At 62.2% G+C, this 12,584-nt stretch carries 11 protein-coding genes; all 11 read right to left on the reverse strand.

Going from position 1 to position 12,584, the window contains the following annotated elements:
• Position 1: 1 nt before the first annotated feature.
• The 11 genes from trpB to KI612_RS15870 all read right to left on the reverse strand — a co-directional run bounded on the left by trpB (position 2) and on the right by KI612_RS15870 (position 12,570).
• The gene (gene trpB / locus KI612_RS15820) at positions 2 to 1,207 is read right to left on the reverse strand and encodes a tryptophan synthase subunit beta (protein WP_226441028.1); all 1,206 of its coding nucleotides are present in this window, start codon (positions 1,205 to 1,207) and stop codon (positions 2 to 4) included.
• Between the two features lie 118 nt (positions 1,208 to 1,325).
• Complete coding sequence (locus KI612_RS15825) at positions 1,326 to 1,964, reverse strand: phosphoribosylanthranilate isomerase (RefSeq protein WP_226441029.1); 639 nt, start codon at positions 1,962 to 1,964, stop codon at positions 1,326 to 1,328.
• Positions 1,961 to 2,749, reverse strand: coding sequence for a tRNA pseudouridine(38-40) synthase TruA (gene truA, locus KI612_RS15830; RefSeq protein ID WP_226441030.1), 789 nt, complete (start codon positions 2,747 to 2,749; stop codon positions 1,961 to 1,963). The genes KI612_RS15825 and truA overlap by 4 nt, the downstream gene beginning before the upstream one ends.
• Positions 2,746 to 3,339 carry a hypothetical protein gene (locus KI612_RS15835; protein WP_226441031.1) on the reverse strand — a complete coding sequence of 198 codons (594 nt, stop codon included), beginning with the start codon at positions 3,337 to 3,339 and terminating at the stop codon, positions 2,746 to 2,748. Before KI612_RS15835 ends, truA begins: the two co-directional genes overlap by 4 nt.
• 61 nt (positions 3,340 to 3,400) lie before the next feature.
• The gene (locus KI612_RS15840; RefSeq protein ID WP_226441032.1) at positions 3,401 to 6,490 is read right to left on the reverse strand and encodes a FimV/HubP family polar landmark protein; all 3,090 of its coding nucleotides are present in this window, start codon (positions 6,488 to 6,490) and stop codon (positions 3,401 to 3,403) included.
• A gap of 215 nt (positions 6,491 to 6,705) precedes the next feature.
• Positions 6,706 to 7,839, reverse strand: a complete 1,134-nt coding sequence (asd, locus tag KI612_RS15845) for an aspartate-semialdehyde dehydrogenase (RefSeq protein WP_226441033.1) — start codon at positions 7,837 to 7,839, stop codon at positions 6,706 to 6,708.
• 51 nt (positions 7,840 to 7,890) lie between these two features.
• A complete protein-coding gene (leuB, locus tag KI612_RS15850; protein WP_226441034.1) occupies positions 7,891 to 8,946 on the reverse strand; it encodes a 3-isopropylmalate dehydrogenase in 1,056 nt (351 codons plus the stop codon).
• A 101-nt stretch (positions 8,947 to 9,047) separates the two neighbouring features.
• The gene (gene leuD, locus KI612_RS15855) at positions 9,048 to 9,686 is read right to left on the reverse strand and encodes a 3-isopropylmalate dehydratase small subunit (protein WP_226441035.1); all 639 of its coding nucleotides are present in this window, start codon (positions 9,684 to 9,686) and stop codon (positions 9,048 to 9,050) included.
• Positions 9,686 to 9,934 carry an entericidin EcnAB gene (locus tag KI612_RS15860; RefSeq protein WP_226441036.1) on the reverse strand — a complete coding sequence of 83 codons (249 nt, stop codon included), beginning with the start codon at positions 9,932 to 9,934 and terminating at the stop codon, positions 9,686 to 9,688. The genes leuD and KI612_RS15860 overlap by 1 nt, the downstream gene beginning before the upstream one ends.
• Before the next feature lie 9 nt (positions 9,935 to 9,943).
• Positions 9,944 to 11,350, reverse strand: coding sequence for a 3-isopropylmalate dehydratase large subunit (gene leuC / locus KI612_RS15865; protein WP_226441037.1), 1,407 nt, complete (start codon positions 11,348 to 11,350; stop codon positions 9,944 to 9,946).
• A gap of 32 nt (positions 11,351 to 11,382) precedes the next feature.
• Entirely contained in the window at positions 11,383 to 12,570 is a 1,188-nt protein-coding gene (locus tag KI612_RS15870) for an MFS transporter (RefSeq protein WP_226441038.1), read from the reverse strand.
• Between the last annotated feature and the right edge of the window lie 14 nt (positions 12,571 to 12,584).

Here is a 12,584-nt window from a genome sequence, read left to right on the forward strand (position 1 = left end):
ATCAGAACTGGATCCCGGATTTTTCGGCCACGGTATGCATGTCCTTGTCACCCCGGCCGGAGAGGTTGACCAGCAGAATCTTGTCCTTGGGCAGCGTCGGCGCCAATTTGGCGGCGTAGGCCAGGGCGTGACTGGATTCGAGCGCCGGGATGATGCCTTCGAGACGACACAGGTTGTGGAAGGCGGCGAGCGCTTCGGCATCGTTGATCGGGACATATTCAGCCCGACCGAGATCCTTGAGCCAGGCGTGTTCCGGACCGACGCCGGGGTAATCCAGACCGGCCGAGATCGAATGCGTCTCGATGATCTGGCCATCCTCGTCCTGCAGCAGGTAGGTGCGGTTGCCGTGCAGCACGCCGGGCACGCCAGCGGTCAGCGAGGCGGCGTGACGACCGGTCTCGACGCCGTCACCGGCAGCTTCGACGCCGATCAGGCGGACGTTTTCTTCGTTGATGTAGGGATAGAAAATGCCCATCGCGTTCGAACCGCCGCCGACTGCGGCAATCACCGCATCGGGCTGGCGCCCGGCCATTTCCGGCATCTGCGTCAGGCATTCCTCGCCGATGATCTTCTGGAAGTCGCGCACCAGCATCGGATAGGGGTGCGGGCCGGCGACCGTGCCGATGATGTAGAAGGTGTTGTGGATGTTGGTCACCCAGTCGCGCATCGCTTCATTGAGCGCGTCCTTGAGCGTCTTCGAGCCGGATTCGACGGGCACGACGGTGGCGCCGAGCAGCTTCATGCGATAGACGTTGGCCGCCTGGCGACGCACGTCCTCGCTGCCCATGTACACCACGCATTCCATGCCGTAGCGGGCGGCGACGGTTGCGGTGGCGACACCGTGCTGGCCAGCGCCGGTTTCGGCGATGACGCGCGGCTTGCCCATGCGCTTGGCGAGCATGGCCTGGCCGATGCAGTTGTTCACCTTGTGGGCGCCGGTGTGGTTGAGATCTTCGCGCTTGAGATAGATCTGGGCGCCGCCCAGCAGGTCGGACCAGCGCTTGGCGTGATAGATCGGCGACGGCCGGCCGACAAAGTGCTTGAGTTCGTATTCGTATTCGGCGCGAAAAGCCGGGTCAGCCTGCGCCGCGGCGTAGGCGGCTTTCAGCTCATCGAGGGCGCCGAACAGGGTCTCGGCAACAAAGACGCCGCCATAAGGACCAAAATGGCCGCGGGCATCGGGAAAGCTATAAGGGGTATGGGACATGGCAAAACTCCTGGAAAAATTGGACGAAAAAGGACGAATCGTCCGTCTTCAGGGATGATTTGCCAGGTAATGCCGCCAACAGGTTCGGGTGATGCCACCCGCCGATTCCCGCATATTCCTATCCTTCGCTGACTGCCTGATCGGCCGCGCGCACCGCGGCGACGAAGGCAGCGATTTTTGCGTGATCCTTGATGCCCTTGCCCATTTCCACCCCCGACGAGACGTCGACCGCCGCCGGACGCACCCGGCGCACGGCATCGCCGACATTCGCAGCGGTCAACCCGCCGGAAAGCACCAAAAAGCCCGGCAAGCCCGGCGGAATCAGCGTCCAGTCGAAAACATGACCACCACCGCCGTAGCCTTCAACGAAGGCATCGAGCAACAAACCGCGGCTTTCGGGAAACGAGCTCGCGAATTCTACCAGATCGAGCCCCGGCCTCACCCGCGCTGCACGCAGATAGGGACGGCCAAACTGGCGGCAATAGGCAGGATCCTCGTCGCCGTGGAATTGCAGCAGGTTGATGGGCACTTGCTCGCAGACGGCGCGCACCGTTTCCGGCACCTCGTTAACGAACAAACCAAGCACATCGACGAAGGGCGGAATGCGCCGGACCAGTTCGGCGGCGCGCGCCGGCGTCACGTAGCGCGGGCTGGGCGGATAGAAGACGAAACCGATCGCGTCGGCACCGGCCGCCACGGCGGCGTCGACATCCTCTTCGCGGGTCAGGCCGCAGATCTTGATGCGGGTTTTAGTCATTTGAGCATGCCATCGAGAAAGTCGTCCTGCGGATCGGGCAATTGCCAGTGCGACTCGTAGATCGGGCCGCGGAAGTAGAGACCGTCCGGCGAAAAGGTCGGGGCCGCCTCGGTCCGGTCGCGCGCCTGCAGCAGTTCGTCCATCCATTCTGCCGGCTGCGCGCCCTTGCCGATGTAAACCAGGCTGCCGACCAGGTTGCGCACCATGTGATGCAGAAAGGCGCTGGCTTCGAAATCGAAGACCAGCAGATTGCCCTGCTGCTGAACATCGGCCCGCCACAGGGTCTTGACCGGCGTCTTGGCCTGGCAGCCGGCGGCGCGGAAGGCGGAAAAATCGTGCTCGCCGAGCAGTCGACCGGCAGCCGCCTGCATCGCGGCCAGATCGAGCGGCAGATGGAACCAGCCGACCCGCCCCTGCCACAGGCCGGGCCGTTGCGGCCGATTCATCAGCAGATAGCGGTAACGCCGGCCACGCGCGCTGAAACGCGCATGGAATTCGGGGGCTACCGGTTGCGCCCAGCGCACCGCGACGCCATCCGGCAGATGCGAATTGACGCCACGCACCCAGGCGCTCAGCGGTCGTTCGACCGGGGCATCGAAATGCACGACCTGGTGCGTCGCATGCACGCCGGCATCGGTGCGCCCGGCGCAGATGACGCCGACCGGCTGCCCGGCAATTGCTGCCAGCGCTGCCTCCAGCGCATCCTGCACGGTATTGCCGGAGGGCTGACTCTGCCAGCCGTGGAAATGCGTGCCGCAATATTCGATGGCGAGGGCGATTCTCATAGCAGGATCGCCCCCAGCAGCAAGCCGGCGCTGGCGAGAACCAGCAGCGTATCGCGCGCCGCCCAGAGCGGCAGACTCAGATGCAGCACGGCGGGACCGCCGGCAAAATCGGGATCGCCAGCCAGCATTTTTTTCCAGGCGCCCTTCTCCGGCCTGGCCTGCAGGTTTTCCAGAACCAGCGACAGGCGCACGACGAGGCGTGCTGTATCAAAACCGAACCACTGCAAGGGGCGCAACAGTCCCCACAAGGCGCTGACCAGGCCGTCGCGCCCGAGATGATCGAACAGCCAGGCCAGGCAGCCGAGCATGGCGACCAGACGCGCTGCTTGCAGGGAAGCTTCGGCCATGCCTTCGTAAGTCGGCGCCCAGGGCAAATCGGCAAGCGCCTCGCCAAGCGTGTTGTAGGCGAGGATCAGCCAGAGGCTGAGCAACAGCCAGCGGCCGCGCCAGACATAGGCAAACCAGGGACGCCACAGGGTCAGCCGGGCCAGCAACAGGCCGAGCACGAGCACGGCGAGCCCGGCATAGGCAAGAAACTGGGTGGCCAGCACGGCCGCCAGCCAGGCAATCAGGGCAGTAGTCGGATGCAAGTCAGGCTCCAAAATGCACATGGCCCCTTGCGGGGCCATGTGCCGATCACAAGCCGTGATTTTACTCGCCTATGCGGCCGAGAATCGCACGTGCCTGCTCGACGAGATCGGCAGAACCTTCGCCGACCACTTCCTGGAGCAATTCGCGCGCCCCTTCAAGATCACCCATTTCCTCGTAGGCCTTGGCCAGATCGAGCTTGGTATTGACCTGCTCCCAATGACTGTCCTTGGCAACATCTTCCTCGGGCACCGGCTCTGCTGCCGGCGTGGCAGCTTCGAGCGGAGCCGGCGACGGTTCGGCCGACAAATCAAGATCGATCGAGCCGATATCGAACTCCGGCGGAATCATCGGCTGACCCAGGAATACCGAATCGGTCAGCTTGACGTCGAATTCCAGCGAATCGGCATCCGGGCCCAGCGTGGTTGCAGTCAGTTCCGGATTATCGATTTCGATCCGGGCCGGACTTTGCGCAAACTCCTGCGCTGCAGCAGCCAGTTCCTCGTCGATCATCGGATTGACGATGGTCTGGGTCGCCGGCGAACCGATGTCGAAAGCGAAATCGGCCATCGGCGGCTCAACCGGCTCGGGTTCCGGCGGCTCAGTCATGAATGCAGCCGACGTACCGTCAACACCGACAAAGGTCGATACTGCGGCATCCTCGTCCATCCCGGACGGCATCACCATCGTGCCTTCCGGCGAGAAATCGGGGCTGGCATCAGCAACTTCCTGCGCATCGATTTCTTCGGCGACCGGCTCCGTGCCGAGATCAAAGCCGAAATCGGCATCTTCGGCAATCATCGGCTCGGCAGGAAGCTCGGGCTCTGTCGCTGCTGACGTTGCGGCGGCCGCAGCCCCCTCTGCCCCAAGATCAAAATCAAGGGCATTCGGCTCGCCGGTCACGACGGTATCCACATACGGCTCTTCGAAAACCGGCTCATCCTCCGCAACCGGCGCTTCCACCGGAGCGGCTTCGCCGACCGTTTCAACCACCGGCAAGCCGATGTCGAAATCAAGGCTCATTTCATCGTCGACCGTATCCGGCTGAGCTTCTTCCGCAGCGGCTTCGGGCTGCGGCTCGACAACCGGCGCGGAAAGAACCAGGGTATCGGCGACCGGCTCATCGACCGGCTCTTCAAGCGTCATGGCCGCGGGCAACTCGAGCTCGGACGACTCTTGCGGCACATCGCGGGCCAGCGCTTCCGGCATCACGATCATCGTTGCATCCGCATCAAAAGCAGACGGCTCAGCGGCATGCCCTCCCGAATAAAGCGGATTGGCCGGATCGAGACTGGCCCCCAGTTCGGAAACCTTTTCCCATTCCGGACCGACACCGCCGGTCTGGGCGTAAAGCTCGCTTGCCAGCGTTTCAAACTGTTTCAGGCTCTTGCGGTTGGCATAGATTTCCAGCAACTTGGCGTGAATTGCCGTGCGCTGCGGATCCTTCTGCAAGGCTTCGAGCAGGATTTCCTCAGCCTGGGTATCACGCCCATAGGCCATGTAAACATCGGCCTCGGCCACCGGATCGACTTCGTCGGTATCGATGCTGCCCGGTCCGGTCTGGCTGAAATCGCCGGTTTGCGGCGCAGCGTTGCCAGTATCGATACTCTGCCCGCCCGTCATCCGGAAGACCGAATTCGGCCCCAGACTGGATGGCGACGGAGCCGTCGTGGTTTCCTGCGACACAGCCGGCTGACGCCGACGCTTGGCCAGGAAGTAAGCGGCCAGCAAGGCCAGGATACCGCCGCCACCGACCAGGGTCAGCGGATTTTCGGCCAGCGCATCGATAAAGCCCGGTTCTTCCGGCTCGGGCTCCGGCGCAACGACCGGTTTTGGTTCGGGCGGCGTGGGTGCTTCGACCGGCTTTTCGGCGACAGGCTTTGGTGCCTCGACCGGCTTGGCCTCTTCTGCCGGCTTGACAACCTCGACCGGCTTGACTTCTTCCTTGACCGGCTCGACCGGCTTGGCGACCTCTACCGGCTTGGGCGGTTCGACAGCCTTGACCGGTTCCGCCGGCTTGACTTCTTCCTTCTTGCTGCCCGCCTGCTGCAACTCGGCCAGCTTCTGGGTCTTCAACTCGAGCAGCTTTTGCAGCTCGCCAACATTCTTTTCCAGGGCCGCCAGGCGGCCTTGCGCTTCCTGCAAGGCCTTGTCCTTGGCGACCAGGTCAGCCTCACTGGCTGCAGTCTTGCCCCCAGCCGCTCCCTTGGCCGGCATCTCGGTACGCGAAACCTTGACCTGATCCTTGTTTTGCTCGGCAGGCGCAGCCTTGTCCTCAACCTTGGCGGTAATCTTGCCCGTTACCCCCTGCTGACTGGCAGATTCTTCACGCGCAGGCGCCTTGGCCGTTGCTGCGGCCAGTTTTTGCCGATAGGCGTTCCAGTCGGCCGACTGGGTGACATAAACCTTTTTCGCCTCGGCATCCGAAACCGCTTCGACCGCGCTCTTTTCAGGAATACCCAGAATGGCGCCCGCCTTCAGGCGATTGATGTTCTTGCCGATGAAGGCATCGGGATTGCTCTGGAACAAACCGACCAGCATCTGCTCGAGAGACACGCCCTCGTATTTTGTTTCGGCTGCGATCTTGCGCAAGGTATCGCCCGACTGGACGAGGCGCGAATCAGCCGGCTCGGCCTTGCGCGCTTCGGGCACAGGCTTGGCAACAGGCGCTTGCCGCGCCTGCGGCTGCACCTTGGCCGGAGCCGGGGCACGATTAAGGGCCGCATTGCCGCCTGGAATCGTTTCAACCACCTTGGCCTCGGCCACGGAAACCGGACCAACCGCTCCCTTGGCGAGCATCTCGGGCGGGTCAAGCAGGAAGGTATATTCGCGGACCAGACGTCCAGCCGGCCAGTTCAGCTCAACCAGCATATCGAGGAAAGGTTCGTTGACCGGCCGCAGCGAGGAGACCTTGACGACAGGTTGGCCGTTGCCGCGTTTCTCGACGACGAAACGCAAGTCACGCAAGGCTTGGGGATAGTCCACACCCGCCTGGGAAAAGGACTCCGGCGACGCCAGTCGCGCCGTCATGCCAGCCAGTTCATCGCGACTTGCGGCGATCTCGAGCTCCGCTCGCAGGGGCTGGCCCAGCCCGGAAAAAACGGTAAGTTTCCCCAGACCTGCCGCTTCGGCAAACCAGGGAGCAACGGACAAACATGAGGCGACAGCAAGTACCACCGCACGTTTCTTGAATTTGGAGCAGCTAGTTTCGGTCACGGCGAAACCCTGAGCATCGAATTTGGGAGTTTCAAATTAACATCATGGACTTAGCAATGCAAGCTAAACCTGCTTCTCAGAACATGACCTTAGGCATAATTCCAACATGTTAAAAACGGGGCCGCAGCCCCGTTTTGCATGTCATAACAACATCAGGCGTCGAGCAGGATGCGCAGCATGCGGCGCAGCGGCTCGGCGGCCCCCCACAGCAACTGGTCGCCGCAGGTGAAGGCAGCCAGATACTCCGGGCCCATCGCCATCTTGTGCAGGCGGCCAACCGGCACGGTCAGCGTGCCAGTCACGGCGGCCGGCGTCAGTTCGCGCTCGGAGATCTCGCGATCATTCGGCACAACCTTGGCCCACGGATTGGCCTTGGCGAGCATGTCGCTGATCTCGTCGAGCGGCACATCCTTCTTGAGCTTGATGGTCAGGGCCTGGCTGTGGCAGCGCATCGCGCCGATGCGCACGCACAGACCGTCGATAGGAATCGAACCCGCCGTACGGAAAGCCGGCTTGCCGAGGATCTTGTTGCACTCGGCGCCGCCCTTCCACTCTTCCTTGGACTGGCCGTTCTCGTAGGGCACGTCGATCCACGGGATCAGCGAACCGGCAAGCGGCGTGTTGCGGAAGTTCTTCTTCGGGAAGGCATCGGAACGGATGGTTTCGGCGACCTTGCGGTCGATATCGAGAATGGCGGAAGCCGGATCGGCCAGCAGGTCGGCAACCGACGAATGGATGGCACCCATCTGGGAAATCAGCTCGCGCATGTTCTGCGCACCGGCGCCGGAGGCAGCCTGATAGGTCATGGAGGTCGCCCATTCGATCAGGTCGTTCTGGAACAGGCCACCGAGGCCCATCAGCATCAGGGACACCGTGCAATTGCCGCCGATCCAGTTCTTGCCGCCCTTGGCCAGCGCATCCTTGATGACGTGCATGTTGACCGGATCAAGGACGATCACCGCGTCGTCGGCCATGCGCAGCGACGAGGCAGCATCGATCCAGTGGCCATTCCAGCCGGCCGCACGCAGTTTGGGAAAGACTTCCTTGGTGTAGTCGCCGCCCTGGCAGGTAATGATGATTTCACAGGCCTTCAGGGCTTCGATATCGGAAGCATTCTGCAGGGGCAGCGAGGCCTCCTTGCCACCGAATACCGGCGCCTTGCCGCCAGCTGCAGAAGTAGAGAAATACACCGGATCGATATGGGCAAAATCGCCCTCTTCGACCATACGCTGCATCAGCACGGAACCAACCATGCCACGCCAACCGACCAGACCAACCTTCTTCATGTCATCACTCTCCGAGTCAAACCTGTTTAACGCGCCGGGGCGCTTTTGGTATTACGCCAGCGCCGCGAGAACCGCGTCGCCCATTTCCCTGGTACCAACCTTGTTGGTACCGCGCTCGTAGATATCGCCGGTACGGAAGCCCTGGGCGAGCACTTTCTTGACCGCATTCTCAACACGAACGGCTTGCTCTTCGAGACCGAAGGTGTAACGCAGCATCATCGCGGCCGACAGGATGGTGGCCAGCGGATTGGCGACGCCCTTGCCGGCGATGTCCGGCGCCGAGCCGTGTGACGGCTCGTACAGGCCCTTGTTCTTGTCGTCGAGCGAAGCGGACGGCAGCATGCCGATCGAGCCGGTCAGCATCGAGGCTTCGTCGGACAGGATGTCGCCGAACATGTTGCCGGTGACCATCACGTCGAACTGCTTCGGCGCCTTGACCAGTTGCATCGCGGCATTGTCGACCAGCATGTGGCTGAGTTCGACATCCGGGTATTCCTTGCTGATCTCGATCATCACGTCGCGCCAGAGCTGCGTGCATTCGAGCACGTTCATCTTGTCGACCGAACAGAGCTTCTTGTTGCGCTTCTGCGCGGCCTGGAAGGCAACATGACCGATGCGGCGGATTTCCGACTCGCTGTAGACCATGGTGTTGAAACCGACGCGCTCGCCGTTTTCCTCGCGGATACCGCGCGGCTGGCCGAAATAGATGTCACCGGTCAACTCGCGCACGATCAGGATATCCAGACCGGCCACGACTTCCGGCTTCAGCGTCGAAGCATTGGCCAGTTCCGGGTAGAGGATCGCCGGACGCAGGTTGGCGAACAGGTTCAGATCCTTGCGGATGCCGAGCAGGCCACGCTCCGGCCGCTTTTCGCGCGGCAGGCTGTCCCACTGCGGGCCGCCGACCGCGCCGAGCAGCACGGCATCGGCTTCGCGGGCCAGCTTCTGGGTGGCTTCCGGATACGGGTTGCCGGTCGCATCAACCGCACCGCCACCCAGCAGAGCCTCTTCCATCTCGAACTTGAGGTCGAGGGAGTTCAGGACACGCACGGCCTCGGCCGTGATTTCGGGACCGATGCCGTCACCCGGCAGAACACAAATCTTCATATTTTCTAGGATCCAGTGGTTAGGATTCAGGATTGAGCCAAAAGCAGTGTAAGCCGGCGATACCCGCTCACTAACAGCTCAAGCCCCCCAATAGCTAATGACTAAGAAAACAGCCAGGGCTGGTTGATACGGCGCTTCTCTTCGAATTCGCGGATTTTTTCGGCATGACGCAAGGTCAGGCCGATGTCGTCCCAACCGTTGAGCAGGCATTCCTTGCGGAAAGCATCGACCGCAAACGGAATGCCATAGCCATCCGGACGCACGACCAGTTGCGCCTGCAGGTCGACCACCAGCTTGTAGCCGGGCGTCGCTTCAACCTGCTGGAACAGCGCCTCGATTTCAGCGGCAGGCAGCACGATCGGCAGGATGCCGTTCTTGAAACAGTTGTTGAAGAAGATGTCGGCAAAGGACTCGGCAATGATCGCCTGGAAACCGAAGTCGAGCAGCGCCCAGGGCGCATGTTCGCGCGAGCTGCCGCAGCCGAAGTTGGCACGCGTCAGCAAGACCTGCGCGCCCTGATAACGCGGCTGGTTGAGCACGAAATTCGGATTCTTCGGGCGACCGGAACAATCTTGCCCGGGCTGACCGACATCCATGTAACGCCATTCGTCGAAGGCATTCGGGCCGAAACCGGAACGCTTGATCGACTTCAGGAACTGCTTGGGAATGATCGCATCGGTATCGACATTATTGCGGTCGAGCGGCGCCACCAAACCATCCAGACGAACGAACTTATCCATTACTCCACCACTTTCTGTACGGCTTCACCGGACTTCTTGAGCGCCGTACCTACGGCCTCACCGCCCTTCTGCATGGCGCCGCCGACGACTTCACCTGTCTTGTTCAAGGCGTGGCCAACTGCCTCGCCCCCTTTTTCCAGTGCCGCACCGGTCTTCTCGGCACCGATGGCGACATCTTTCTTGACGCCCTGCGCCGTATTGCAGGCCAACAGCCCGCAAGCCATGAGTGCAATCAGTAGACTACGCATGCGAGACCCTTACAGCACTTCCCGCACATCGGCGAAGCGACCGGCAATCGCCGCCGCTGCCGCCATCGCCGGGCTGACCAGGTGGGTACGCCCGCCCGGCCCCTGACGACCTTCGAAATTGCGGTTGGAAGTTGAAGCGCAACGTTCGCCCGGCTCCAGACGGTCGGCGTTCATTGCCAGACACATCGAACAACCCGGCTCGCGCCACTCGAAACCGGCGGCCACGAACACCTTGTCCAACCCCTCTTCTTCAGCCTGGCGCTTGACCAGGCCGGAACCCGGCACAGCCAGCGCCAGCTTGATGTTGGCGGCAATGTGACGCCCCTTGAGAACGGAGGCGGCTTCGCGCAGGTCTTCAATACGGGAATTGGTGCACGAACCGATGAACACCTTGTCGACGGCAATGTTCTGGATCGGCGTATTCGGGTTGAGGCCCATGTATTGCAGCGCCCGCTCCATGCCTTCGCGCTTGACCGGGTCGGTCTGCTTGGCGGGATCCGGCACGACGGCATCGATGGCGACGACCATTTCCGGCGAAGTCCCCCAGGTCACCTGCGGCCGGATGTCTTCGGCACGCAAGGTGACGACGCGGTCAAACTGTGCGCCGGCATCGGAATGCAGCGTGCGCCAGTAGGCGACGGCCTTGTCCCAGGTTTCACCCTGCGGCGAGAAGGGACGGCCCTGCAAATAATTGATCGTGGTGTCGTCGACCGCTACGAAGCCCATGCGCGCACCGCCCTCGATGGCCATGTTGCACAGCGTCATGCGACCTTCCATGGACAGACTGCGGATCGCACTGCCGCCGAACTCGATGGCGTAGCCGGTACCGCCGGCCGTGCCGATGGAGCCGATGATGGCCAGCGCCACATCCTTGGCGGTGACGCCCTTGCCAAGTTTGCCTTCGACGGCAACCAGCATGGTTTTGGATTTCTTCTGCACCAGGCACTGCGTGGCCAGCACATGCTCGACTTCCGAGGTGCCGATACCATGCGCCAGACAGGCGAAGGCGCCGTGCGTCGAGGTGTGCGAGTCGCCGCAGACGACGGTCATGCCGGGCAGCGTCGCGCCGTTTTCCGGACCGACGACATGGAGAATCCCCATGCGCAGATCCTTGAACGGGAAATAGGCCAGCGCGCCGACTTCACGGATGTTGCTGTCGAGAGTTTCAACCTGCTGCCGCGATACCGGATCCTTGATCCCCTCGTCCCAGTGGTCGGTCGGCGTATTGTGATCAGGCGTCGCCACGATGGACGACACGCGCCACGGTTTGCGGCCGGCCAGACGCAGGCCTTCGAAAGCCTGCGGGCTGGTCACTTCGTGCACCAGGTGGCGATCAATATAGAGGAGTGCCGTGCCGTCCGCTTCCTGATGGACAACATGGTTCTCCCAGAGCTTGTCGTAAAGGGTCTTCGACATGGAATGCTTTATTGAGGCGGGAAAGCTGGGAATTATGGCACAGGATCTGCGGTTTTTGCCCGTGTCGGGCCGTCGACCGCCGGATCGCCACATACCCAGCGCCAGACCAGCAGGAAGCCGATCAACGCGAAGGCCGAACCGAGCGAGAAGGTCCAGCCCGCCCCCCAGTCATCCCAGGTCCGACCGCTGATCAGGGCGCCGAGCAAGCCGCCGGCACCAAAGGAAATACTCGAGTAAAGCGCCTGGCCGCGCCCCTGGGCCCGCCCGGCAAACCACTGATTGACGGCGGCGATCGCCGAAGCGTGATAGGCGCCAAAAGTCAGACCGTGCAGCAACTGCACAAACAGCATGACGAGCAACGACTCGACGCCCCAGCCCATCAACAGGAAACGTAGCACCGCCGCGGCAAAGCTGAGGAGCAGGATGTGGCGCAGGGAAAAACGCCGGACCAGTCGCGCCATGAACATGAAAACGACGATTTCGGCGACCACGCCGAGCGACCACAAAGCACCGACTTCGGTCTTGCTGTAGGCGTGAGCGGTCAGGTGAATCGAGAAGAAGACGTAGAACGCCCCGTGCGCCGCCGACATCGCAAAACAGGCCAGCATCAGGGCACGCACCTGCGGCCGGCGCATGACTTCGCCGATCGGCAGGGCATCCCGAACCGGCGCCATGCTCGGGGCCTCGGGCAGAACCAGGGTAACCAGCGCCATGCCGAGCAGGATGCTGGAACACACCCAGAGCACGCCGACCGGTGGTGCAACATCGAGCAGGGCACCGGTTCCCATCACGGCCAGAATGAAACCGATCGAGCCCCACAGACGTATCCGGCTGTAACGTCCACGCTCCTCGCGCAAATGATCAAAGGTCAGCGTTTCGACGAGCGGCAGGGCGGCGCTCCAGAAAAAGGCGAGTACAGCCATCGCGACCAGCATGGCCGGCAGTTGCTGCAACCAGAAAAAGGCAGTGATGCCGGCCAGGCCGATGCTGCCGGCCAGGCGGATGATCGCCATGCGATGCCCGAAACGATCCGCCAGCCAGCCCCAGAGATAAGGGCCGAACATGCGCATCAACTGCATCTGCGACATCAGCAGGCCAATATCCCAGGCAGAAAAACCGAGGGATTGGAGATAGAGCCCGAAATAAGGCGAAAAGGCGCCGATGAAGGCGAAATAGAAAAAGTAGTAGCCCGCGAGGCGCCAGTAAGGCAAAGGATGCATCCGGCGATTTTACC

It is taken from the genome of Quatrionicoccus australiensis, assembly GCF_020510525.1.
GTDB classification, from domain to species: domain Bacteria; phylum Pseudomonadota; class Gammaproteobacteria; order Burkholderiales; family Rhodocyclaceae; genus Azonexus; species Azonexus australiensis_B.

Bases quoted from the DNA above. Each gene is read 5' to 3' on its own strand.
- trpB (WP_226441028.1), bottom strand. From the start codon at position 1,207: ATGTCCCATACCCCTTATAGCTTTCCCGATGCCCGCGGCCATTTTGGT.
- KI612_RS15825 (WP_226441029.1), bottom strand. From the start codon at position 1,964: ATGACTAAAACCCGCATCAAGATCTGCGGCCTGACCCGCGAAGAGGAT.
- truA (WP_226441030.1), bottom strand. From the start codon at position 2,749: ATGAGAATCGCCCTCGCCATCGAATATTGCGGCACGCATTTCCACGGC.
- asd (WP_226441033.1), bottom strand. From the start codon at position 7,839: ATGAAGAAGGTTGGTCTGGTCGGTTGGCGTGGCATGGTTGGTTCCGTG.
- leuB (WP_226441034.1), bottom strand. From the start codon at position 8,946: ATGAAGATTTGTGTTCTGCCGGGTGACGGCATCGGTCCCGAAATCACG.
- leuD (WP_226441035.1), bottom strand. From the start codon at position 9,686: ATGGATAAGTTCGTTCGTCTGGATGGTTTGGTGGCGCCGCTCGACCGC.
- KI612_RS15860 (WP_226441036.1), bottom strand. From the start codon at position 9,934: ATGCGTAGTCTACTGATTGCACTCATGGCTTGCGGGCTGTTGGCCTGC.
- leuC (WP_226441037.1), bottom strand. From the start codon at position 11,350: ATGTCGAAGACCCTTTACGACAAGCTCTGGGAGAACCATGTTGTCCAT.
- KI612_RS15870 (WP_226441038.1), bottom strand. From the start codon at position 12,570: ATGCATCCTTTGCCTTACTGGCGCCTCGCGGGCTACTACTTTTTCTAT.